The 23252-nt window shown below is 49.5% G+C and carries 14 protein-coding genes; 8 read left to right on the forward strand and 6 right to left on the reverse strand.

Features of this window, described 5'->3' with window-relative positions:
* The first annotated feature begins 198 nt into the window (after positions 1–198).
* The 3 genes from EKO24_RS22115 (at position 199) to EKO24_RS22125 (ending at position 9930) form a co-directional block, all read left to right on the forward strand.
* A complete protein-coding gene (locus tag EKO24_RS22115; RefSeq protein ID WP_127026661.1) occupies positions 199–3417 on the forward strand; it encodes a phosphorylase b kinase regulatory subunit alpha/beta in 3219 nt (1072 codons plus the stop codon).
* A complete protein-coding gene (gene glk / locus EKO24_RS22120; RefSeq protein WP_127026660.1) occupies positions 3414–4388 on the forward strand; it encodes a glucokinase in 975 nt (324 codons plus the stop codon). The genes EKO24_RS22115 and glk overlap by 4 nt, the downstream gene beginning before the upstream one ends.
* Before the next feature lie 265 nt (positions 4389–4653).
* Positions 4654–9930, forward strand: coding sequence for a DUF4011 domain-containing protein (locus tag EKO24_RS22125; RefSeq protein WP_127026659.1), 5277 nt, complete (start codon positions 4654–4656; stop codon positions 9928–9930).
* Between the two features lie 128 nt (positions 9931–10058).
* On the opposite strand, the gene EKO24_RS22130 is transcribed toward EKO24_RS22125, so the two are convergent.
* From EKO24_RS22130 to EKO24_RS22155, 5 genes are all read right to left on the reverse strand, one after another.
* Positions 10059–10826, reverse strand: a complete 768-nt coding sequence (locus EKO24_RS22130) for an alpha/beta fold hydrolase (RefSeq protein WP_127026658.1) — start codon at positions 10824–10826, stop codon at positions 10059–10061.
* Positions 10819–11835 carry a M14 family zinc carboxypeptidase gene (locus tag EKO24_RS22135; RefSeq protein WP_127026657.1) on the reverse strand — a complete coding sequence of 339 codons (1017 nt, stop codon included), beginning with the start codon at positions 11833–11835 and terminating at the stop codon, positions 10819–10821. The genes EKO24_RS22130 and EKO24_RS22135 overlap by 8 nt, the downstream gene beginning before the upstream one ends.
* Before the next feature lie 180 nt (positions 11836–12015).
* Entirely contained in the window at positions 12016–12861 is an 846-nt protein-coding gene (locus EKO24_RS22140; RefSeq protein WP_127026656.1) for a lysophospholipid acyltransferase family protein, read from the reverse strand.
* Positions 12862–12869: 8 nt separating this feature from the next.
* Complete coding sequence (locus EKO24_RS22145; protein WP_127026655.1) at positions 12870–13772, reverse strand: GNAT family N-acetyltransferase; 903 nt, start codon at positions 13770–13772, stop codon at positions 12870–12872.
* Positions 13773–14206: 434 nt separating this feature from the next.
* Positions 14207–14821: a LuxR C-terminal-related transcriptional regulator gene (locus EKO24_RS22155; protein ID WP_127026654.1), complete on the reverse strand. Its 615-nt coding sequence runs from the start codon at positions 14819–14821 to the stop codon at positions 14207–14209.
* 26 nt (positions 14822–14847) lie between these two features.
* On the opposite strand from EKO24_RS22155, the gene EKO24_RS22160 reads away from it, so the two are divergent.
* Positions 14848–16755, forward strand: coding sequence for a sensor histidine kinase (locus tag EKO24_RS22160; RefSeq protein WP_136949080.1), 1908 nt, complete (start codon positions 14848–14850; stop codon positions 16753–16755).
* 91 nt (positions 16756–16846) lie between these two features.
* Complete coding sequence (locus EKO24_RS22165) at positions 16847–18022, forward strand: hypothetical protein (RefSeq protein WP_127026652.1); 1176 nt, start codon at positions 16847–16849, stop codon at positions 18020–18022.
* A gap of 102 nt (positions 18023–18124) precedes the next feature.
* Here EKO24_RS22165 and EKO24_RS22170 read toward each other — a convergent pair whose 3' ends face one another.
* Positions 18125–19282 carry a J domain-containing protein gene (locus tag EKO24_RS22170; RefSeq protein WP_127026651.1) on the reverse strand — a complete coding sequence of 386 codons (1158 nt, stop codon included), beginning with the start codon at positions 19280–19282 and terminating at the stop codon, positions 18125–18127.
* A gap of 462 nt (positions 19283–19744) precedes the next feature.
* Here EKO24_RS22170 and EKO24_RS22175 point away from each other — a divergent pair, with 462 nt between their 5' ends.
* The 3 genes from EKO24_RS22175 (at position 19745) to EKO24_RS22185 (ending at position 23244) form a co-directional block, all read left to right on the forward strand.
* Positions 19745–20044 carry a hypothetical protein gene (locus EKO24_RS22175; protein WP_127026650.1) on the forward strand — a complete coding sequence of 100 codons (300 nt, stop codon included), beginning with the start codon at positions 19745–19747 and terminating at the stop codon, positions 20042–20044.
* A 312-nt stretch (positions 20045–20356) separates the two neighbouring features.
* Positions 20357–21451: a hydrogenase small subunit gene (locus tag EKO24_RS22180; RefSeq protein ID WP_127026649.1), complete on the forward strand. Its 1095-nt coding sequence runs from the start codon at positions 20357–20359 to the stop codon at positions 21449–21451.
* A complete protein-coding gene (locus EKO24_RS22185) occupies positions 21448–23244 on the forward strand; it encodes a nickel-dependent hydrogenase large subunit (protein ID WP_127026648.1) in 1797 nt (598 codons plus the stop codon). The genes EKO24_RS22180 and EKO24_RS22185 overlap by 4 nt, the downstream gene beginning before the upstream one ends.
* The last annotated feature ends 8 nt before the right edge of the window (positions 23245–23252 follow it).

Below are 23252 nucleotides of genomic sequence, written 5' to 3' on the forward strand. Positions count from 1 at the left end.
AAACTCCCAGTATTAGATCGTTATTGCTTTTAAACAGCGGCGTAAGCCGTGTCGGCCGGTATAATCCTGTCTGCCGCCTGTTCAGTTATGGCGCGTTAATTGCAGTTTATTATGGTTTCCAAAGGATTATAGCCGCGCCTCGGCGAGACCGATCGGCTATCCTAAGCGTCAATCTTTAAAATAATGGATTAATTAAATATGAACCCGACTCAAGACGACAAACTAGACAGTTATTTCCGGCAAGTACAAGACATTATTTTGAGCCGGCAGGATTGGGTGACCGGTTTGTTGCCGGCCAGCACCGCGGTCAATGTGCACGGCAATTATACCGACGCCTGGGTCAGGGATAATGTTTACAGCATTCTTTCGGCGTGGGGGCTGGCGTTGGCTTACCGGCGGGCTGAAAAAAACAGTGGACGCGCTTATTTGCTGGAGCAAAGCGTCGTCAAGCTGATGCGCGGGCTGCTGACCGCGATGATGCGGCAAGCGGCCAAAGTCGAGAAATTCAAACATACCCAAAATCCGCTCGATGCCTTGCACGCAAAATACGATACCAAATCCGGCACCATCGTAGTCGGCGATCATGAATGGGGGCATTTGCAACTGGACGCTACGTCTTTATTTTTGTTAATGCTTGCGCAAATGACAGCGTCCGGCTTGCGCATCGTGTTCACAATCGATGAAGTCAATTTTGTGCAGAACTTGGTGCACTACGTCAGCCGGACTTACCGGACGCCTGACTACGGTATCTGGGAGCGCGGCCACAAAACCAATCATGGCATTGCCGAGCTGAACGCCAGTTCAATCGGCATGGCCAAAGCGGCGCTGGAAGCATTGTCCGGCTTTAACCTGTTCGGCAAGGAGGGCGGGCAAGCATCGGTCGTGCATGTGATTAGCGACGACATCGCCCGCACCAGGATTACTCTGGAATCGCTGCTGCCCCGCGAATCGATTTCCAAAGAGACGGATTCCGCCGTGCTTAGCATTACCGGATTTCCGGCATTCGCTGTCGATAATCAAATTCTGCGGGCAAAAACCGAAGCGATTATTTGCGAGAAACTGGAAGGCCGATACGGCTGCAAGCGCTTTTTATTGGACGGCCATCAAACCGTCATAGAAGACAGCCAGCGTCTTCATTACGATCCGCACGAATTAAAACAATTCATGGATATTGAATGCGAATGGCCGTTGTTTTTTACTTATTTATTGCTCAACAAGTTGTTTAGCGGCGATAACGACACGGCTTTGCGTTATCGCGCTAAATTGGAAAATCTGCTGGTTGAACAGGATGGCCGGCAATTATTGCCGGAACTTTATATCGTCCCGAAAGACTTAATTGCAGCCGAAAAAGCTAACGCACACAGCCAGCAACGGTTGCCGAATGAAAATATTCCGCTGGTTTGGGCGCAAAGCCTTTTTATACTCGGCAGCTTGATTCAGGATGGTCTGCTTGAGATTGAGGATGTCGATCCGTTAGGGCGTCACAAAGCCGTTAAAAAAATTCAGGATTGCAGTCTGCAAATTCAGATACTTGCCCAGGATGAATCCGTACAAAACAGCTTAATAAAATACGGCATTCGCACTCAAACACTGGCCTCCATAGCGCCTATCCAGATCAGGGAAGCCAACGAACTTGCCGACGCCTATACGCATGTCGGCAGAAACGACCGCATCGGCTTGACCGGCAGGCCGTTGCGGCAGTTGCGGACTTTGGCAACGTCCAAAATGTATATCCTGGCCGGCGAGCGTTTGCTGTTCTTGCCGCAGTGTCTCAGTCAAAAAGGCTTCTATCTGGCGATGGACAACCGCATGCTGATTCAACGACTGCGGCTGGAGCTGGCTTATATCCATAACCATTGGGACAGGGCAGGGAATCCGTTGGTGGTTATATCGATAAAACAGAATATGCTGGGTAGCCATAACCGTGAAGTGCTGATTGAATTTATCAAAGAACTGCAGCAAGGTTCCATGTCTGGCATTCCGGTGCAGTTGGGTACGCTTGCCGATTTCGCGGAATCATCAAGCCATGAAAAGATTAATTATCTGCATGATTTTGAATTTTCCAAAGCCTCCTGGGAAGAAGCCTACCGACCTTTTTTCATGGTGTTGCCGATAGATACAAATTCTTCATTGCCGTTGGACACTTACACGGTGACGGAATGGGAAATCAGCGGCGATGAAATATTGATCGAGCAATTAAAAACCAATACCAATCTTTACGCGCAACTTGAACTTTTAAGTTTACTGAGTCTTCGCCACGGCCTGGATTACAACACCGGTTTGCCGGTGGTCGATGAGGTGGCCTGCTGCGTACGCGACTTGCTGGAGGACGTTTATCAATGCGCAGGAGACCTGCATGCCTGGTACATTGTCAGGCGTTGTGCCGGCTTACTGGGCAAATACGACATCAACCTGGAACAATCGGCCACCGATATATTGGTTCGTCAACATGCATTGACTTTGGGCCGTGCGTACAGCGGCAGGGCAACGTTGACGCGTCCGGCCGATTCGTCGGTCATCCTGGGCATTATCCGTACCTACAATAATAGCGATGCGAGCGAGCCCATTATTATCCAGGAATTAACTATTTATCTGGGTATGCTGATCAAGTCGAATCCTGAATGGTTTACCGATATGCACACTGTGCGCGTCGGGCATATCATGCAATTGCTGGTCGCCCGGCAAAAGCGCGAGTCAGGCTGCGGTTCATTGGATCAGGCTTTTAACGAGCTTCTTTCTTTATCGCCTTATCGATTATTCGGGAAATTAAAAGAAACGTTGCAGGATTACGGCGATACCGAAAATCAACTGGGGCAGGCTGAAACGCTGCACTATGAAGGTGAACGCCATGAATTTACCGGCGCGCGTTTCCCTACAAACATGGACCCGGTAAAACCGGGCGAAACTGTCGATTGGTATCAATGGCGCGAGCAGCAAGGCAGCGTCGGCCGCGAAAACGATGCTTTTTTTGCCGGTGTCTGGGAGACGCTGCATCATTGCAAAGGCTTGACGATAGGCGACAAACTGAACAGCAAAAACCGCCTGGATAGCGAAAATATCTTGTCGGAATCAACAGCCGGAGAGCAAAGTTTCAAGAACCATGTCAGCCATTTGCTGAATAAAATACAAGCTCCTGTTTACCGGCAATTAACCGTTGAGGCGTTAAAAGCCATCGCAGCCATTTTTCGCGAAAACGCATCGTTACGTATTGACGATACCTTGTTAACGGATATTATTATCGGTCACGCCGTAAGAATCATCTGGCTGCAGGATCACCCTGAAAATAAAGATAATTACGACGAATATGTATCGTCGGCATGGCAGGAGATCTATCGCTTACCGCCGCACAAAGTCGCCAACGGCATCCTCGATGCATTAATCCATCTGCTGAAGAATAACGAGAGAGAAACATTATGATACTGGCCGGAGATATAGGCGGAACGAAAACGGTATTATCGATTTTTACCAGGGACGCAAACGGTTCGCTGGCATGTTTAAAGGAGGAAATCTACTCAAGCCGGCGATTCCCTGAGTTTGACGACATTTTGTCAGCTTTCTTACCCGCCGACGCGGAGATCACGTCGGCCTGTTTCGGCGTTGCCGGACCGGTCGTCAACCAACGTTGCCACACGACTAATTTGCCGTGGATATTGGATGCGGAAGCGCTGAAAATAAAACTGGGCACTTTTAAAGTAAGGCTCCTGAACGACCTGGAAGCGATGGCGTTGGGCATGTTGTACCTGCCCGAACAGGATCTGGTCGAGTTGAATCCGAATGCCGGCACGCAAGCGGGCAATATCGCCGTTATTGCCGCCGGAACAGGCTTGGGCGAAGCCATTCTCTATTGGGACGGCAACAAGCATTATCCGATGGCGACCGAAGGCGGCCACAGCGACTTTGCGGCTCAAAATACCCAGCAGGACCGATTGCTGGCTTATCTTAGGAAAATCTATCCCGAGCATGTCAGTTACGAACGCCTGCTGTCGGGCATCGGTTTTAGCCATTTATACGATTTTTTGTGTGAGCAGGGCTTTGCGCCGTCTTGCCCCGAGATTCCGGATATAAACAGCGATATTGACAGGAATGCGGTGATTTCGGAATTGGGCATTTCCGGCAAAGATCCTTTATGCGCCGAAGCCGTCAGGCTTTTTGTAGAGCTCTACGGGGCCGAAGCAGGCAACTTGGCGTTAAAGTCGTTGGCTGTCGGCGGCGTATTTATCGGTGGCGGCATAGCGCCAAAAATATTGCCGGCGATGCAGGACGGCAACTTTATCCGGGCATTTAAAGCTAAAGGCCGGTTCGATCCTTTGCTCGATAAGGTGTCGGTGAAATTGTCGTTAAACCCGCGTACGCCGTTGATTGGCGCGATTAATTATTTCGATCTTTGAAGATTGTTAATTGCAGGCAGGTTGTCTGTACCTTTCGATTAATTGCAATGATTATTTTGAAAGGTACGAGGCTGTGAACGTATTTTGAAATTAGGCTGGATTGCCGGTTTCGACAGCCGAGTAGTATTGCCTGTAAGGTTCAATAAACTTTATTGTAGCCACTCATAATTGGGCGTAGTCACATTGTGCGGTTTATACTACTTCCCTGACTCGAAATTATTAAGACTCAAACATCTCTATATCTTAAAGCCGAAGGAATAGCGCTGTGCCCAATCACACTGAAGAAATGAACAAACAACGTCTAACTGTCGAAATCAACGTTGCCCCAACAGTTAGCTATGCATCCTATCAAAATCATGTTCCGTTGTTGCGCAGCCTGACTCTTGTTAATGACGGCGAAGACAGCAATTCCCACGATTACCGAAATATTGAGGTTATTGTTCGGACGGAACCGTCTTTTGCCGATGTTGTTCGCTTCCGGTTCGAGTTGTTGGGGGCCGGCGAAACGCGCAAAATCAGCCCGCTGGACCTGAAGTTCAATCACACCTACTTGGCTGAATTAACGGAACGGGAATATGGCCGTTTGATCGTGCAAGTATTGTCCGAGGACAGCGAAATTTTTCAGTCGGATCAACCGGTCGAAATTTTGGCATACGATCAATGGGCCGGCACCCGTTCATTGCCGGAGTTGCTGGCGGCTTTTTCATTGCCGAATAATCCGGTAGTGGACCGTTTAATCCATAGCGCTGGAGAGTTATTGACCAAGGCGGGAAAAGGGCCGTCGATGAATGGTTACCAGAGTAAAAATCGCGAAGCGTGTTGGGCTCAAGTTTCAGCGATCTATAATTCTATCGGTGCTCTTAATATTCACTACATTTCTCCTCCCGCATCGTTCGGTACGGACGGGCAAAAAATCCGGACCCCGGATCGCATTCTGTCGGGCGGAGTGGCCACTTGCCTGGACATTGCGATGTTGCTGGCGTCCTGTATGGAACAAGCCGGCCTCAATCCCATCATATTATTAAAAAACGGCCATGCTTGGGTTGGCTGCTGGCTCATCAATACCAGTTTCCCGACACCTGTATTTGACGATGCCCAAGCTATCCGCAAACGGATTACCAGCGGAGAACTGATTGCTTTCGAAACTACTATATTGACTCATCGGCCTACCGGATCATTGCGTGGAGCATGCGAGATTGGGTTGAACCATCTTCAGGATGAGTCTGAATTCCTGTTTGCGATTGATGTGCGTCGCGCTCGAATCGAGCAAGTGCTGCCGTTACCGAGTCGAGGACAACTGCCGGTTGATACGTCGCCGGAACCGATTAGCGGAGAACCTGAGATCGAACCGCCGCCCGCTCTTCCATCTTTGGACGGTGAAACCGTTCTTCTGGATGAGGATATTATCCCGGAAAGTCCCGAAGGCCGATTGGCGCGATGGAAAGCCAAGCTGCTTGATTTGACCTTACGCAATAGACTCATCAACTTTAAGCCTACCAAAGTTGCACTGCCGTTGCGGGTGGCCGACCCGTGTCAACTCGAAGATGCGCTGTCGGACGGCCAAGAATGGAAATTCCACGCCCTGCCGCAAATCATGCAGGGCAGTGACCCGCGTGTGTCAGAGCTTGCACGGCAACGAACGGGCGAAGATCCGCTCCGGGCCGCCGCTATTCAGGCTATGCGTGAAATGGAATTACTGGCCGATGTCGATCCCAAAACGCTCGATGGGCGTCTTTACGAAATTTACAGCGCTACTAGATTGGGGCTTGAAGAAGGTGGAGCGAATACCCTGTACCTGGCTTTGGGATTTCTTCGCTGGGCGGAGGACGAGCGCTCGGAGAAAACCCATATGGCGCCGATTCTATTGATTCCTGTGACCTTGACGCGTCAGTCCGTGCGTTCAGGTTATGCGATTAAACGCCACGACGATGAAGCCATTGTCAATCCCACGTTAATGGAATTGTTGCGTCAAAATTTTCAACTTTCCTTAAAAGGACTTGAGCCTTTGCCGACCGACAACAGCGGCGTGGACGTAGCGGCTATTTGGCAAATATTCCGATTGGCAGTAAAAGAAATTCCTCGTTGGGAGGTCCTGGAAGACCAAGTCTATCTGGGAATTTTTTCCTTCACCAAGTATTTGATGTGGAAGGATCTGCAAGACCGTTCCGAACAACTGAAAAGAAACAAGGTGGTGAATCACCTGATTGAGCGGCCGCGCGAATCGATGGGGACGGGCGATTCTTTGTTGGAACGGCACGATATGGATGAACGTCATCCGCCCGAAAGCTTACTGACGCCGATGCTGGCCGATTCATCGCAATTGAATGCGATTAGCCGGGCTTGTTCAGGATTCGATTTTGCCCTTGAAGGACCTCCCGGTACCGGCAAGTCGCAAACTATCACAAATTTGATTGCCCATTTTTTAGGTACAGGTAGAACTGTACTGTTTGTTTCGGAGAAGATGGCTGCGCTCGATGTTGTGCACCGTCGTTTGGTGTCGATAGGCCTTGGGCCGTTTTGTCTTCAACTCCATTCGGCAAAAGCCCGTAAAACCGAGGTGTTGGAGCAGTTAAGGGCATCTTTGGATGTCTCCAACCGATTTACTGAAGAAGGTTGGAAACGCGAGGCTCAACGCCTGTCGGGGCTGAGGGCTAATCTTAATGACTTTGTTCGCGTTCTGCACAAAGAGCATCGCAACGGGCTGACGGTACAATCAGCCATCGGGACCGCCATTGAGTTTAAACACTGGAACGCAGCGCCAATGCCTTGGTCCGATCCGGAAATCCACTCGATTGACGAATTGGAGCAGTTGAGAGAACTTTCCCGTTCAATGCAGGCGGTTGCCGGCGAGTTAGATTCAGTGAGGGACAATCCGTTGTCCGCGATCAGCTACAGCGATTGGACCAATGCTTGGGCAGACAAGTTGTTTCAGCACTGCCAGCAGCTCCAAAAACGGACGGTGGCGTTGCAAAATGGCGCAGTTCCGATTGAACAAATTTTCGGCCTGAATTTGGGGGCTGCATCGGCGGATTTATACCGATCAATTGACCGCCTGGCAGGTGTTCTGTTGCAAGTACCGCAAGTGCCGGCCGGTTTGGCCCGTCGCGGCAATGATAATACGGCGCTGACCCAGCTCCAGTTAATACGCAGACATGGCGAACAACGTCAGTTGCATTGGGATAAACTATCTTCGTTATTCAATCCAGGCATAGCTAAGGCCGACGGCGAACGGCTGGCCGAAGATTGGCAGTCGGCTTTACTTGCCTGGTGGCCAAAGCGCTGGTTCGCCAAGCGTTCCGTTCGCAGCCGTTTGCGTTTTTATTCACTGAATCGTAAACGGCCGAAAGAAACGAATGTAGCCTTTATTTTGGAGGCACTGAGAAGATTAAATAAGGAAGATAAGGCGCTAGAAAAACTCGAGCCTATCGCAACCGAATTGCTGGACGTCGAGTATAAGGCGCACGAGACAAATTGGGAGGATGTTCGTAAGCATGAATCTTGGTGCGATAGCGCCAATCAGGCACTGGTATCGTTTTCCGGTATGCTCGATGCGGCAAAATATGAGGGGGTGAGGGAACGATTTTGTAAGCTTGGCGGTGAGCAGCGGGGGCTGCTCGGCTCAGCCAGTCTATTGGCTGCTCAGTTGAGCGCATTTAGAGATGCGTGGAGAGATTTTCAACAGCAACTTGAATCCGTTATCGAACTTGCCGACTCAAACGAGCAGTTGGCCGGCGGTGACAGCCGCGCTGCTGGATTGACGAGTCGGATTTTGGCCACGCTCTTCGATTGGAGTTCACATCGTCATCGCTTACAAGGTTGGTGTCGCTGGCGTTCACTACGTAACCAAGCTATTGCATCGGGTTTGGCAGGCGTTATTGAAGCTTTGGAAAGCGGCGACATCGAAGCGGCCGACTTGGAAGATTTTAGCGAATACTCCTACCGGAATTGGTGGCTAAAAGGCGTTATTGATCGAGAGCCATTGCTCCGCAACTTTTCAAGCGCCGATCACGAACGGAAAATCAAGGAGTTCCAACAGCTTGACGAGCGCTTCCAGAATCTTACCGAACAATATATTACCGCTGTCCTGGCGGGGAAAATTCCACGTAACCAAGACGGGCGGAAACCCGATGCCGAAATGGCCTTATTGCTCAGGGAACTGGCCAAACAAAAAGCCCACCTTCCGGTGCGGAAGCTCGTACAAGGCGTGCCAACGCTGCTTCCTAAACTGAAGCCTTGCCTGTTAATGTCGCCGCTCTCCGTGGCGCAATACCTGGATGCATCTCACGCAAACTTCGATATTGTGGTTTTCGACGAGGCCTCGCAGATTCCGACATGGGATGCGGTAGGTGCTATAGCGCGCGGTCGTCAATTAATCGTGGTTGGCGATCCGAAACAATTACCGCCCACTAACTTCTTCGGGCGCTCCGATCACGATAGTGAGATAGACGGCGACAGCGAAAATCAGCCGGTAAAAGATTTGGAAAGTATTCTTGACGAATGTTTAGGGGCAGGAATGCCGACGCTTCGCTTGGAATGGCACTACCGCAGCCGCCACGAGAGTCTCATTAATTTTTCGAATCACCGGTATTATGATTCCAGGCTGATCACATTTCCTTCGCCGGTTACCGATGATGTCGCGGTGAAGCTTGAAGTTGTGCAAGGAATTTACGACCGTGGCGCGACCCGGACCAACCGGACCGAAGCCGAGGCGATAGTCGGCGCTATCGTATCTCACTTTAGCGATGACGCATTGTGCCGATTCACCTTGGGCGTGGTCACATTTAATCAAACCCAGCAGCGCCTGATCGAAAAACTGCTGGATGAAGAGCTGCGTAAAGCACCGCTGCTTGAAAGCCGTATTCAGGAACATGGCTCCGAACGTCTTTTCATTAAAAATTTGGAAAATGTGCAAGGCGACGAGCGGGACTTCATCATGTTCTCTGTGACTTATGGAAAGGACGCCGCAGGCAGGATGCCGATGAATTTTGGGCCGCTCAATCAGGAAGGGGGAGAACGGCGGCTAAACGTTGCGATTACTCGCGCCCGGATGGGCGTTACTATTTACAGTTCGATCCGGCCTGATGAAATTGATCTGTCCAGGTCTCGCTCTGCCGGCGTTACCGATTTGAAACATTACCTGGAGTTTGCAGAAAGAGGGCCGCGTGCTCTGGCTGAGCAGTCGGTATCCACCGGACGAGAGCCGGACAGCCCGTTCGAGGTTGAGGTGATCCGTAGTTTACGCAATAAAGGCTGGATCGTTCATCCTCAGGTGGGATGCTCCGGGTATCGAATCGATATGGCTGTCGTCGACCCGAAAAATTCCGGCAAATATATTCTTGGCATTGAATGCGATGGTGCTACTTATCATTCGTTGCCCACGGCGAGGGATAGAGACAGGTTGAGAGAGATGGTTCTGAATGGCTTGGGCTGGAAGTTGCATCGTATTTGGTCGTCAGACTGGTGGACTGATCCACAGCGAGAAATTGAAAAGCTGGAGGCAGCCTTAAATGGATGCGTAGCGAATCAAGCAGAGATTGGATGATCTTTATTGTATAGCTATTCGGAGAAGATTTTGCCGCTTGGCTTTGTATTTACTTTAGGTATGGCGCGTCGAGCGCCATACCTTGAACTAGCCGTTGGAGGGCTTGGCTGGTAGCTAGCGCTAATCAGTTATTCCTGATTTAACCAATTCTTCAATTGCATCACCACCCAAGCCCCATCGTCCAATGTCAGGTCGTGGCCGGCCCAGAGATGCTTCCGAAGTTCCAAGTCCCATTTTTTATGTATCGCCTCGGAGCAGGCCGGAGCTACCAAGCGGTCGCCTAAGCCGTTCAATAATAAAACCGGTTGCTCGGGTTTTATGTTGCCGGGGCGATAAGTTGCCGCCGCTATAATCTGGCGGAAGCTGTTTTTAAGGCTTATCGGGTGTTTATTTTGTATGTTTTCCCAAGCGCGAAGGGTCTGTTTACGCTGACTCCGGCGATTGCTGGTCAATCGCAGAATTCCCGATTCTCGCTCATGCACATCGCGCATCGTCGCCAGTGCGATAAAATCTATATAACTTTGCCAACGTAGCCGCCGGTAAAACGGGCTGACGTCGGCAAAGCTGGTGTTCATCAGCACTGCGCCGCAAATGTCTCCGGGATAGCTGCGCATCCATTCCCAGGCAACCATCGCTCCCAGCGAAAGCGCCAGTATCGTTGCCGGCCGTTGTAAGGCGCCTTGGTCCATTGCGCAGTCGCGTACGCTGCCGGTTATCGCGTTGATCGTGGTTGGAGTGGTTTCCCGATGAAAACAACCGGTGCCCGGCAAATCCAGCAGCGTTATTTGCGCATCCGGGAATGCCGCTTGCAACAGCGGCACGAAAGCGCCCCAATGGCCCGATTCGCGCGCCAAGCCGCGAAGCAGAATCCAGTTTTTTCCCAGTGCTTTATTCATACCAAAAACCTAAAGCCTTTTTTTCATAAGCGGCTCTTTGCTTGGGCTTAAGCTGCGTCCATTTTTGCGGATACAACAGGCTGCGGTGTAAAAAATCGAACAGCATGAAATGCCGCCGGAAAATCCGTTGTTGGCGGTGGGGCAACAGCGGGTGAAACAAGCCGTGCCGCGAGAATAAATGCATGGGACTTTTACGCAGCCAAAGCCATGAGCCCATCTCCAACGTCAGCGGCAGGAATAAATGTTCGGCCTCAAAGCGTTGCACAAAATCGTCGAGCAGATAATCCCACAGGTCGCCGTTAATCATATATTCCTGACAGGTCGGTTCAATCCGGTAAATATGGTGTCGATAGCAGCGATCGAATAGTTCTTTTAAAGCCAAGGTTTCCGGAAGAAAAGCAAACGGGGTAAGGCGCGACGCATACGGAAACCATAAGCGGTCCTGAATGCCGAATCCCGAATGCAAATCCAGAGCGATCGACAACGGCGCATTAAATAGATGTTGTTGCACAATGCTGCATAAAGCTTGCGCTTCTTTTTCCATTCTGGATTCGTCGCCGCGATACCAGGGCAGGCGAGGAGTGATGCGGTGGCCGCTGAAAATGCGGGTTGCGCCAACGCCTTCGACCGGCGAATTGCGCATCAGGTCGACGCCGTTGCCGTTACAGCGTGTACCGATGTAAACGCCGACCGGGTTGACGATAGGCATGAAGACCAGTTTGGATTTTTCCAGCCGGGCCAGGAATTCCCGATCCCAATCCAACAACTGGCTGATGGTTTCCATATAAGACAGGATGACTTCGGAACCGATCTTTTCCAGCCCATGTACGCCGCCGAAAAAAGCCAATACGGGGACGTCGGTGCGATCAGAGCCCAGCGTGATGCAATGAATCGGGAATTCATGGTCCTGGTATTGAATCCGTTCCACGACCTCGATTTGGGCCCGGTCTCCTAATTGTTCAATAATGCGTTCAAGCTGTTCGAGTTCAGGGAATTTTATACCAGTCATAAAAGAGAAGAGGCTGTAGCCGGAGTTTCGTCAGTGTGCGGACGAGGCTGTGAAAGTATTCGATTTAGAACAAAATGAAAGATTTCACCACGAAGGACACGAAGTTTTTCAATGCATTGAATTTATTTTCTCTGTGCTCTTCGTGGTGCATAGGTTTTTAAGTCGATTGGAATAATACTTTCACAGTCTCGGACGTGCGTGAAGCTGGCTTATAGCCAAGGGCATAAGTAGGGTTTGAGCAGGCAAGCTGCTTAACTCAGCTTTATCCATCGGCAAATTTTCCGACAATTTTTTCCATATCATATCCCTGGTTTCGACACTGATTGCATGACGGCTTTTTCCTGCACTATTAATGGCCGGAAGAAAATTAAGCCGTACCTCGATTTTATCCATCGCCAGTATTTTGATTAAATGCGTAACGAAAGCGTCGTCGCCGACAAAAGGCGCAGTTTCTTTGGCCGCACCTCGATATTGAAGGACGATAGGCTGAATGGCCGATTTGGTTAACAGGGCCGGCTGGAATAATGAGGAATGGAAGTGTAAAACTTCGTCGCCTTTAGTCGTGGTTCCTTCAGGAAAAGCGACAATGTTGCCGTTCTGTTTTAACAACCATGCCATTTTTTCGGCCGTAGCGCGGATATGCTGTTTATCGCCGCGACGGATAAAAACAGTGCCGCCTTGTCTGGCTAGATAACCGATCACAGGCCAGCTTGAAATATCGCTCTTGGCGACAAAATAAGCCGGTAAATATTGGCCGATGACGATGATGTCGAGCCAGGAGATATGGTTGCTGATCAGCATCGCCCGGCGCTCCGGCAACTCACCGTCTTTGATGACATGCAGGTTAACAATAGCGCCGAATCTTTGCAGCCAGCGCGTTTTGATCGCGTCCTTTTTGATTTTGGCATCGCGGGCCGAATATAAAAAACTCAGTGCCGGAAAAACACCTGCCGCGAGTATCAGTCCATGAATAAACAGGATAACGATTTGCAGGAGTTTATAGTACAGGCGTATTTTCGATTTCATCGCCGGTCTTACAGGGCTGCGACGGTTGATAACGGGGCTTTTTGATCCTTGCAATAGTCTCTCATATAGTGTTTGCTGTAGCGCTCCTGCAATTGGTCGAGCGGTAACAGCATGAATAAATCCATGCAGTTAAAGTCTTCATCCCAGTAAGGTTCGCCGCACACCATCGCGCCGAAACGAAAATAAGCTTTAAGCAAAGGAGGAATACCCGATTCGTCCCGTTCGCATCTTAGTTCAGCGGGCACTTGAATGCTGGGATTGACTTGAATGGAGGAGGGCGCAATATTTTTGGCATCGATATTCCGGTAAACCGCATCGATCGCAAAACCGCTGGGGCCGGGAGTGATACTGGCGCAACCGAGTAAATAGTTAAACTGTCCTTCGAGCGCGTATTGAACCAGTGCCGACCAAAGCGTTGTCAGTACCGCGCTGCCGCGATAATCGGGGTCAACGCAAGTCCGGCCTATTTCCAGGAAGCGGCCGGGTAATGTCAACACCTGGTCCAGGTTGAATTCGCTTTGAGAATAAAAGCGGCCGAGACGTTCAGCCTGATCCTGATTCAGCAAGCGCGTGTAACCGACTATTTTCTTATTGACGTTGTCATAGACAATCAAGTGGTCGCAATAGCTGTCCACCTCGTCATAATCCAGGCCTTCCGATTCGGTTTTAAGCTTGGCGCCCATCTCTTTCGCAAATACGCGGAAACGCAAGGCTTGGGCTTCCTTTATCAGGGCTTCCGCTTCTGCTGCTGTACCAGTTACCCGCTGGCCTGCGGCATACACATCATCCCTGGCGATTGCTGCCGAACCTGTTCCCGACAGGTTCCCGGCATACACACCATCCCTGGCGATAACAAAGCTTTCCAAACGTTTGGCGGGTTTAAGCTGTATTGCTGCGTCTGATTTTTTCATCGTTATCCACATCGGTAAATAGAACTGCGGATAACTTAAAGAATTCAGGTGTCAGTTTCGTGTCGAGTTGATGAACATCGAATGACAGAATCGTTAAGTTTTGATGACAGACGGATTATGACCGGGTCTTGCCTTTGCGTTGCAGGGATAAATGGCTTGAAGATCGAGGCAAATCGTCGTTATTTTACCGAGTGCAGTCAGGGGGCAGGGCATGGACATCGTTAAACGCGGATTGGCTGTCGTTAATGACGGTTGCCGGCTGAAGGCTATGCCACTTTCAGCATCTCCGATGCGGCTTTGTTTTATGTTGGGTTTTGGGCCTGCAAGACCGGAATTATGCTGCCGGAAAATTGTTTAAGATATTACCGGTTGATGCTTGAGCGTGCTATGGTAAGGCGAGTCTTGATAGAGGAAGGCTATAAACTCAGCGAAGATTAATCGTAAACTTCACTAAACAATTTCAATTGATGTACTTTATTGATCAATTCGACCAGATTATTAACGTGAAGTTTACGCATGATATTTTCCCGGTGTTTATCGACGGTTTTAGGCGACAGAGCGAGTTTATCGGCGATTTCTCTATTTACCAAACCTGAGAAAATCAGTTTCAGTACTTGTAATTCGCGCGCGCTTAATTCGAAATTTACATCGGCAATATAATTTTTAACCGTCTCGGAAAAGTAGCTTTTGCCTATCATGACTTGTTGAATGGCAAGTAATAATTCAGCCGAGGCGCCATCTTTTAATAGTACCGCATCCGCTTTTGCTGCAACCAGCTGTTTTAGTATTCGACCGGATTGAGCCCCGGTCAGAGCGATGATTTTGAGTTCGGGATAACGTTTTTTACAATAGCTGAGCACAGCTACCGCGTCGCCGCCCGGCATGTGATAGTCTAATATCAGCAGATCTGCCTGTTGTTTATGTATTTCGGCTTTGAGATTCTCTAAATTTTCAACTTCAGCAATAACGTTTTTATCGTGTTGGCTCTGTAACAACAGTTTTAAACCTTCACGAAAAATAGCATGGTCGTCTGCCAAAATAATACGCATTGAGCTTACTTAAAATCAGGAATAGTTTGAAAAATAATGCATTTAACTGCCTAGCGGGAGCAGTGTTCAGAGTTGCGGTTAATGTGTTGTTGATAGGATTCTTGCTTATCAGCCGGCCTATTATGGCTCATGACGACGGCGTCTGTCAGCTGCAAGCTGAACAATTGGCTCTACGCGGCTGCATGCAAGAACTGGTTCAGCCTCCAGCGGATTCCATAGTCAACATCGCTACGCTGACTGATAATGCGGGGCAGTGGGTAAAAATTTCAATCAATAATGCCGGCGAAACTACTGTTAGCCGCTTATTGGCCTTGGGTATTCCGGATGCCTTTTTTCTGTATTTGTTTAAAGCCCAGGATAAGCGCTTGGAAACGTTGTTGAGCTTGGACCGGCAGACGTCGTTCACGCAACGCCCTGTGCCTAACCGTTTCATATGTGCCGACGTTCAGCTAGCCGCAAAAAGTACGACGACTTTTTATATTTACTACCGCACACACGGCAAAACGCCGCTACAACCCAGGCTGTTAACCGCAAAAGAACTGGCGCAACTGGATACTCAAAACGATGTGCTTAACGGCGCTATTTTTGGCATGTTAATGATTTTAGCCGTGATTGTATTCTTTAATCCGCAAGGAATACGTCATGCCGACAACCGCAATTACGCGCTGTTAATCATTTTTTGCTTATTATTTCTCTGTCAAACGCAGGGCTACAATTTCCAGTTTTTATGGCCTGAACAAGCGGTTTGGAATATGCACGCCCCCAACATAATCAGCATCGGTTTGTTGATTACTCATGGACTGTTCAGCATCAGCCTTTTACAAATGCGGCAGCGGTTTCGGCGGTTTTTTTATATTTTCGTCATCATCATATGGCTGGCTGTTCTTAGCTTGCCGTTTGTCGCTTATTCTTATTTTACCGAATGGAACTTTATACTTGCCGCCATCTATGCGGTGTTTGCGCTAATTGCAGGCGTTTTTGCGTTGCGCCAACAAGTACCTGCGGCATTGTTGTATTTACTGGGCGGCGTTTCCTTGATCGTTTTTAATATCGTTTTAATGTCGCTGAGTATTTTCTGGCGCAATCCTTTCCCTGAACTGTCGATTTTTACTTATCCAAAGATTGCTTATATTTTGGAATCTATCTTCTTCATTATCGCGGTCGTCAATCAACTGAAGCGCTTGAACGAACAAAAAGCCGAACTCCGCGTTAAACGGCAAGCCGAAACCGAGTTGTTGATAAAAGCCGAGCAAGACCGTTTGGCGGCGATAGAAGAAGCCAAAAACCAGCAACTGTTATTAGCTTCGGCAAGCCATGATTTATCGCAACCGTTGGCTTCTATCCGTCTCGCAATCGAAGCGTTAAAAGCTATGGAAGAGCACAATCCCGTCTCGCAACATATCAATACCACACTGGATTATGCGCAAAGTTTAATTAAAGGTTTAATTCGTCAGGCTCGCCAGCAAGGAGGCAATCAATCCGACAGCATTATATTGTTTGAGCTGTTTGACCAACTCCAAAGCGAGTTTGAAGCGGCTGCTGCCAAAAAAGGCTTAAGGCTCAGCCATATCGACAGCAACATTGAATTAAAAGGTTCTGCTTTAATGTTGCACCGGGTACTCAGCAACTTACTAACCAATGCAATTCGTTACACTCATAAAGGCCGCGTCGTATTCGGCGTACGACGCCGTTCGCAGTATATCGAAATACAAGTGCTCGATACCGGCGCCGGTTTATTTGAAGACGATTGCCGACTGTTAACAATCCCTTTCCAGCAAGGCCGGCACGGCGACAGCACCGGCTACGGCCTGGGGCTTTTTATTGTGAGAACCTTATGCGATCAATGCGGGTATCAGTTGCAAGTTGCTTCGACATTGGGCAAAGGCAGTGTGTTTGGGATTAGAATCCCAGTAAAACTTACCCGGCAAGGCTAATCGCTAAATTACGGAGATCACCTTATTGTTGCACGCTGTACCGGCTTTTACACTGAAACCCTGATGATTCTGAATAATATGGGGGTTAAGGATGGTAGCAAGCTGGTTAGCAACTTTATGGCGTATAGCAATGGTGCTGTGTGATTATCGCGGCTGGTATCGCTGGTTATCGGGCCGACCGCGAATTGATGTGGCGATTATTACCAACATTCGCGATGAAGCAGAAGGCAACGTATTTTGGGGCAACAAACGGCCGAAATCGGGGCATTCCAATGGTGCGCGCATTTATCTGAACGGCGTATCGGGCCAAGTTCGGGGTATTTGTATTACCGCCGAAGAACTGATGACGAAAAGCGGCCGAGTGCGCGCCAAAAAACACTTTATCGACGCAGTTCATTGGGCGCAAAAGCGCGGTGCTAAAGTCGTACTGCTGGCAGCATCAACCAAGCGTTTATTCGGCCGCGACGGACACGAATTAAAACAATTATTCCCGGACCTGTTGTTTACTATCGGCGATAACGGCACGGCGGCGCTGCTATGCGAAGACATCGACAGAGCCTTGGCGAACACCCGCTTGAGTCTTGGCAATCCCAGAATTTTAGTATTGGGTCCTTACGGTATTTTAGGCACTGCGGTAACAGAACATTTATTAGCCAAGCAGTTTGAGTTAGTAGGCTTTGGCGCGAATCAAAAAGCACTCGCGCAAATGGCGGAAAATTACAAAATGACAATTGCGACCGATATTGACGATATTGGCAAAGTCGATGTGGCGATTACCTGCACTCATAACGCCAATGCCCGCTTAAATAGCGACAGCATTGAACGTTTAAGAAAACACAATCGCAAATTGTTGGTTATCGATGTCGCCGAGCCGGCCAATCTGGATGAACAATCCTATCGGCTTTGCCGGGATCGGGTTATTCGCCAGGATGCCGGTAATGCTTACTCGCCGTTCCTGAGTTATGTGTTGGGCGGCATTTCCTCGGGCATGTTGAATTTATTGCCGAATGTGGCGTTCGGTTGTTTCGCCGAATCGTTGGCTTTGTATCACGCCATTTATCATGAACATAACCATGTATTGCTGAATCAGGATTGGTTTCAGGTAAATCCGGCTAATCGCGCGTTAATCGCCGATGCTTTTGCGTCGGTTTCAATCACCAGCCCCAAGCCGGTCTGTTTTAACAAAGCGGTTAGTTCATTCACGCTGGAATATTGCGAACAAGCAAAGCTTACGAAATCGCCAAGGTTGGTTAGAGTCAACACTTGAATCATTCCAAATCGAGGGGAACTGACTCTGCAAATTTATCGCGTCCTATTGAAAGGAAATTGTACTTTTCTTAATGTTTCGTAAGGTTATTCCTGCATCGAGTTATCTGAAATCAAACGGCATCATGCCGCCAAAGAGCAAATCATCCAAATCATCGCGAGCGGTTCTTTTCGGGATTTTGTAGTTTTTCAGCCAAGCTTTAAATTCTGCCGGGTTTTCAAATACTTCCAGCTCGCTTTGAACGGCCTTTATATTCTCCTGCAATGCCCGAATATCGTTTTTCAGCATCAGCATTAATTGCTTGGGCGATAAAGGAATATAAAAGGGCATGTTCAAATCCATCTTGAACACACTCGCGATTTGATCATTTTCTTGTTCCAATTCAGCGAGTTGTTCTTTGAGTATCTTGTTGAAATATTTCAGTCGGCTGTCGGCAATTTGGCTTAAATGCGTCGGGTCGATCTGCTCAATTTCCAACTGCAATTCCAGAAGCTGCAATAAGTCCTTTTTGCCGTAAGCGGTATTGACGCGTTGCATTAACTCCGTTTTGCGTTCGCGCTGTTGTTCGTCCGGTTCGCGGTCGGGATGTAGTACGGCGACTAATTTACGGTAAACCTCTTGAACGGATTTGCTCGCCAATGCCTCTTCTTCTTGCTGGCGGGCCTCTTTTTCCAGTTGCTTCTTGGTTTTTTTACGCTCTTTGACAGGCGCTTTCGCTTGAGTTTCATGCTGCTCACTCAGTTTTTGCTGTAAATGAGCATGGAGTTTCTCGGGAGAACTTAAATCAACGTCATCATCCAAATCCACATTAAACATATTTTCCGCGATCATTTTCATCATATCGCCGGCGGCGGCGTTAGTTTCCTGGTCAATAGTGTCGTAGTCTTCATCGCTATATTTATTGAACAAGGGTTTCAGTTCTTCCTTGTTGAACTCGGCAATTAAATCGCCGGATATTTCGCAAATAAGATGCTTGATCTTCTGCTTATCGGTTTTTTTGAACAGCGGCATGCCGTAGAACCGGTCCAATAACTGCGTCCATTGCGATTTATGCTCGGTTAAAGCGTCTTGCAACGGTTCGTATTCTTGCTCGACTTGTTGATGATACAAAGGAATCGTTTCTTTCCACTCGACCAGCAGCTTTTTTTGCAGATCGATTTTTTTAGTCAGGCTATTGAATTGTTTTTGGGCAGTCGATAAAGGTTTTTTTTCGGCCGTTTTCGGAGTAATGCGAACTGTTTTGCTGTTGGATTGAGCCATAGCGTTAACCTCATAATTAAGCAGGCAAATAAAGGAATGCTTTGTGAAAAAGCTTCGGATGCTCGTCTGTACTTAGGAAAACTGCAAAGCAGAGGAGTGGCGAAAGAGGGGGATTCACAAATAATATTCTACCAAAATTGTGCCGGAGATTGGTAAGTCTATGGGCAGGTTCGGTTGAAAAAACAAGTCGTAATGACAATTTCAATCAGGACTGCCGCCATAAATTGATTTAAACGCAGGTCTCTCTATGAATTGTTTGTCAACGAGCAAGCGTGCTGCAGTATTGCTGACAAATTGTTCCAAAAATATCAAGCCGGGAATCTTAAAAGCATAAATTAGTATTAATAATCAACTTATTGGCTATCAAAGCAGCGTGGCATTTTATTTGCTTGCTAGTGCAATTGAGAGTACGGCATCGATCCGGCCTGTACTTGTTGTTTTCATTAATAGTGAGGTATTGATATGTTTGAAGTTACTTTATTGTTACTAACCATGCTTTTAATTGCAGCGTTTGCTTTTTTGCCAACGGTTTTCAGCAAACTGTTTTCCGGAAAGTCTTCCCAACAAACCGATGTAGCTTGCGTTCCGGGATTGGAAGTCCAAGAGGATGCGACGTCTAAGCAGACTTTTCTGGCCCATCTTCAAAGCGAAATCGAAGCCGCTCTTTTTCCGCGTCCTACCGATTCTATTCTGCAGCGCCATTACGATGCTTTGGTGAATGCCGAATTGGAGAATCGTCTGGCCGCAATGCCTGATTCTTAACAGGTTAATCGCCAATGTCGGCTTTCCTGCAATATCCCCCTCATTTTGTTGCATTTGTTGTTTAACAGACATTGGCGATCTCCTTTTGTAATTATTTCTCCCACAATTATAAAGGTTTCTTGGCCGACGCTAATCCGGCATAGATGTTGCTCAAAACATGCGGAGCAGCGTCGGCATGAAGAACAGTGCGGGGCACTGCGTTAGAGATAATAACAATATGCGCTTCCAAGCCTATAAGCGGTAGCAAGGAAACGCGGCACTGAAGTTTGCCGATGCATTCTTCAAGTAGCCAATAACGCCAGGAGTTCCTGAATGATTGAGACCTTTTACGATGTCATGCGCAGGCAAGGCATCACCCGCCGCAGTTTTCTGAAATTTTGCAGCCTGACCGCTGCCTCGTTAGGGCTTTCTCCCGCTTTCGTTCCGAAAATCGCTCATGCGATGGAAACCAAGCCGCGTATTCCGGTGCTGTGGTTGCATGGCCTGGAATGCACGTGTTGTTCCGAGTCTTTTATCCGCTCAGGCCATCCTTTAGCCAAGGACGTGATCTTGTCGATGCTGTCGCTGGATTACGACGACACCATCATGGCAGCAGCAGGCCACAACGCCGAAGCCATCGTCGATGAAATCGTCGAAAAATACAAAGGCAATTACATCCTGGCCGTCGAAGGCAACGCGCCGTTGGCCGAAGACGGCATGTATTGCATCATCGGCGGCAAGCCGTTCGTTGAGCAGCTTAAATACGCGGCCGAAAGCTGCAAGGCGATTATTTCCTGGGGTTCCTGCGCATCCTGGGGCTGCGTTCAGGCCGCCAAACCGAATCCGACCCGCGCCACGCCGACGCATAAAATCCCAGGATTAGCCGACAAGCCGATCATCAAAGTGCCCGGTTGCCCGCCGATTGCCGAAGTGATGACGGCCGTGGTCGCTTATTTGCTGACCTTTGAAAAACTGCCGGCCTTGGATAAGCAAGGCCGCCCGCAAATGTTTTACAGCCAACGCATTCACGATAAATGTTACCGGCGTCCGCATTTCGATGCCGGGCAATTCGTCGAGCATTGGGACGACGAGGCCGCGCGCCAGGGCCATTGTTTGTACAAAATGGGTTGCAAGGGACCTACCACTTATAACGCTTGCTCGACAGTACGTTGGAATGAAGGCGTATCGTTCCCGATCCAGGCCGGTCACGGCTGTATCGGCTGCTCCGAGGACGGTTTCTGGGATAAAGGCGGCTTTTACGAACGCCTGAGCGATATTAACGATTTTAGTATCGAAGCCAACGCCGACGCGGTCGGCGGCACGGCCGCTGCTGTCGTTGGCGCCGGTATTGCCGTGCATGCCGGATTGACCGCGCTGAACCGTTCCAGAAAAACCGGCGCTAATCAAACAGGAGCAGAGCAACAATGACAGTCACCCACACCCCCAACGGTTTTAACTTGAACGATGCCGGACGCCGCGTGATCGTCGACCCGGTCACCCGTATCGAAGGCCACATGCGTTGCGAAGTCAACATCGACGACGACAATATCATCCGCAACGCGGTTTCCAGCGGCACGATGTGGCGCGGCCTGGAAGTGATTCTGAAAGGCCGCGACCCGCGCGACGCCTGGGCCTTTGTACAGCGCATCTGCGGCGTCTGCACCGGTACTCATGCGTTGACTTCGGTACGCGCGGTTGAGGATGCGTTAAAAATCAAGATTCCCGAAAACGCCAATTCGATACGTAACCTGATGCAACTCAGCTTGCAGGTGCAGGATCATCTGGTGCATTTTTATCATCTGCATGCGTTGGACTGGGTTAATCCGGTCAATGCGCTGAAAGCCGATCCGGCAGCGACTTCGGCCTTGCAGCAAAAGATTTCGCCGCATAATCCCAAATCGTCGCCCGGCTATTTTCGCGACACGCAAAACCGTCTGTTGAAGTTTGTCGAATCCGGCCAATTAGGCCCGTTCAAGAACGGCTACTGGACTAATCCGGCTTATTTACTGCCGCCGGAAGCCGATTTAATGGCCGTGACGCATTATCTGGAAGCGCTGGATTTTCAAAAGGACATCATGAAAATCCGTACCGTTTTCGGCGGCAAAGACCCTCATCCGAACTGGCTGGTCGGCGGCGTACCGTGCGCGATCAATATCGACGGCGTCGGCGCTAACGGCGCGATCAACATGGAGCGGCTGAATCTGGTGTCGTCGATTATCGACCGCACGATTGATTTTATCGACCAAGTCTACATCCCCGATTTACTGGCTATCGCCGGATTTTACAAAGGTTGGATGTACGGCGGCGGCATTTCCGGGCAAAGCCTGTTGTCATACGGCGATATTCCGGACAAAGCCAACGACTATTCGGCGGCCAACCTGTTGATGCCGCGCGGCGCAATCATCAACGGCGATTTGAGCAAAGTTCATGAAGTCGATCTGACCGATCCCGAGCAAATCAAGGAGTTCATTCCGCACTCCTGGTACAAATACCCGGACGACTCATTGGGCTTGCATCCTTGGGACGGCGTTACCGAACCTAACTATAAGTTGGGGCCGAACACTAAAGGCGACCGCACGCATATCAAAGAGCTGGACGAAGCGGCCAAATATTCATGGATCAAGGCCCCGCGTTGGCGCGGCCATGCGATGGAAGTCGGCCCGTTGGCGCGTTACGTGATCGGCTACGCGCAAGGTAACAAGGAAATCACCGAGCAAATCAATTTCGTGTTGAAGACGCTGGATGTACCGGTTACCGCGTTGTTCTCGACCCTGGGCAGGACGGCTGCTCGCGGCCTCGAAGCGCAATGGGCGGCAGGCAAAATGCGCTATTTCATGGACAAAATGGTCGCCAATATCAAGTCCGGCGACTTGGCAACCGCGAACGTTGCCCTTTGGGACCCGGAAACCTGGCCGAGCAGCGTCAAAGGCGTTGGCTTTACCGAAGCGCCGCGCGGCGCATTGGGCCATTGGCTGAAAATAGAAAATACCAAAATTGCCAACTATCAATGCGTGGTGCCGACCACCTGGAACGGCTCGCCGCGCGACGAGCAAGGCAATATCGGCGCGTTCGAGGCCGCCTTGATGAATACCAAAGTGGAACGCCCGGATGAACCGGTCGAAATACTGCGCACGTTGCACAGTTTCGACCCTTGTTTGGCTTGTTCGACGCATATCATCAGCCCGGACGGCACCGAATTAACCCAAGTCAAAGTTCGCTGAGGAGCATG

Source organism: Candidatus Methylobacter oryzae (genome assembly GCF_003994235.2).
GTDB classification, from domain to species: Bacteria; Pseudomonadota; Gammaproteobacteria; order Methylococcales; family Methylomonadaceae; genus Methylobacter_A; species Methylobacter_A oryzae.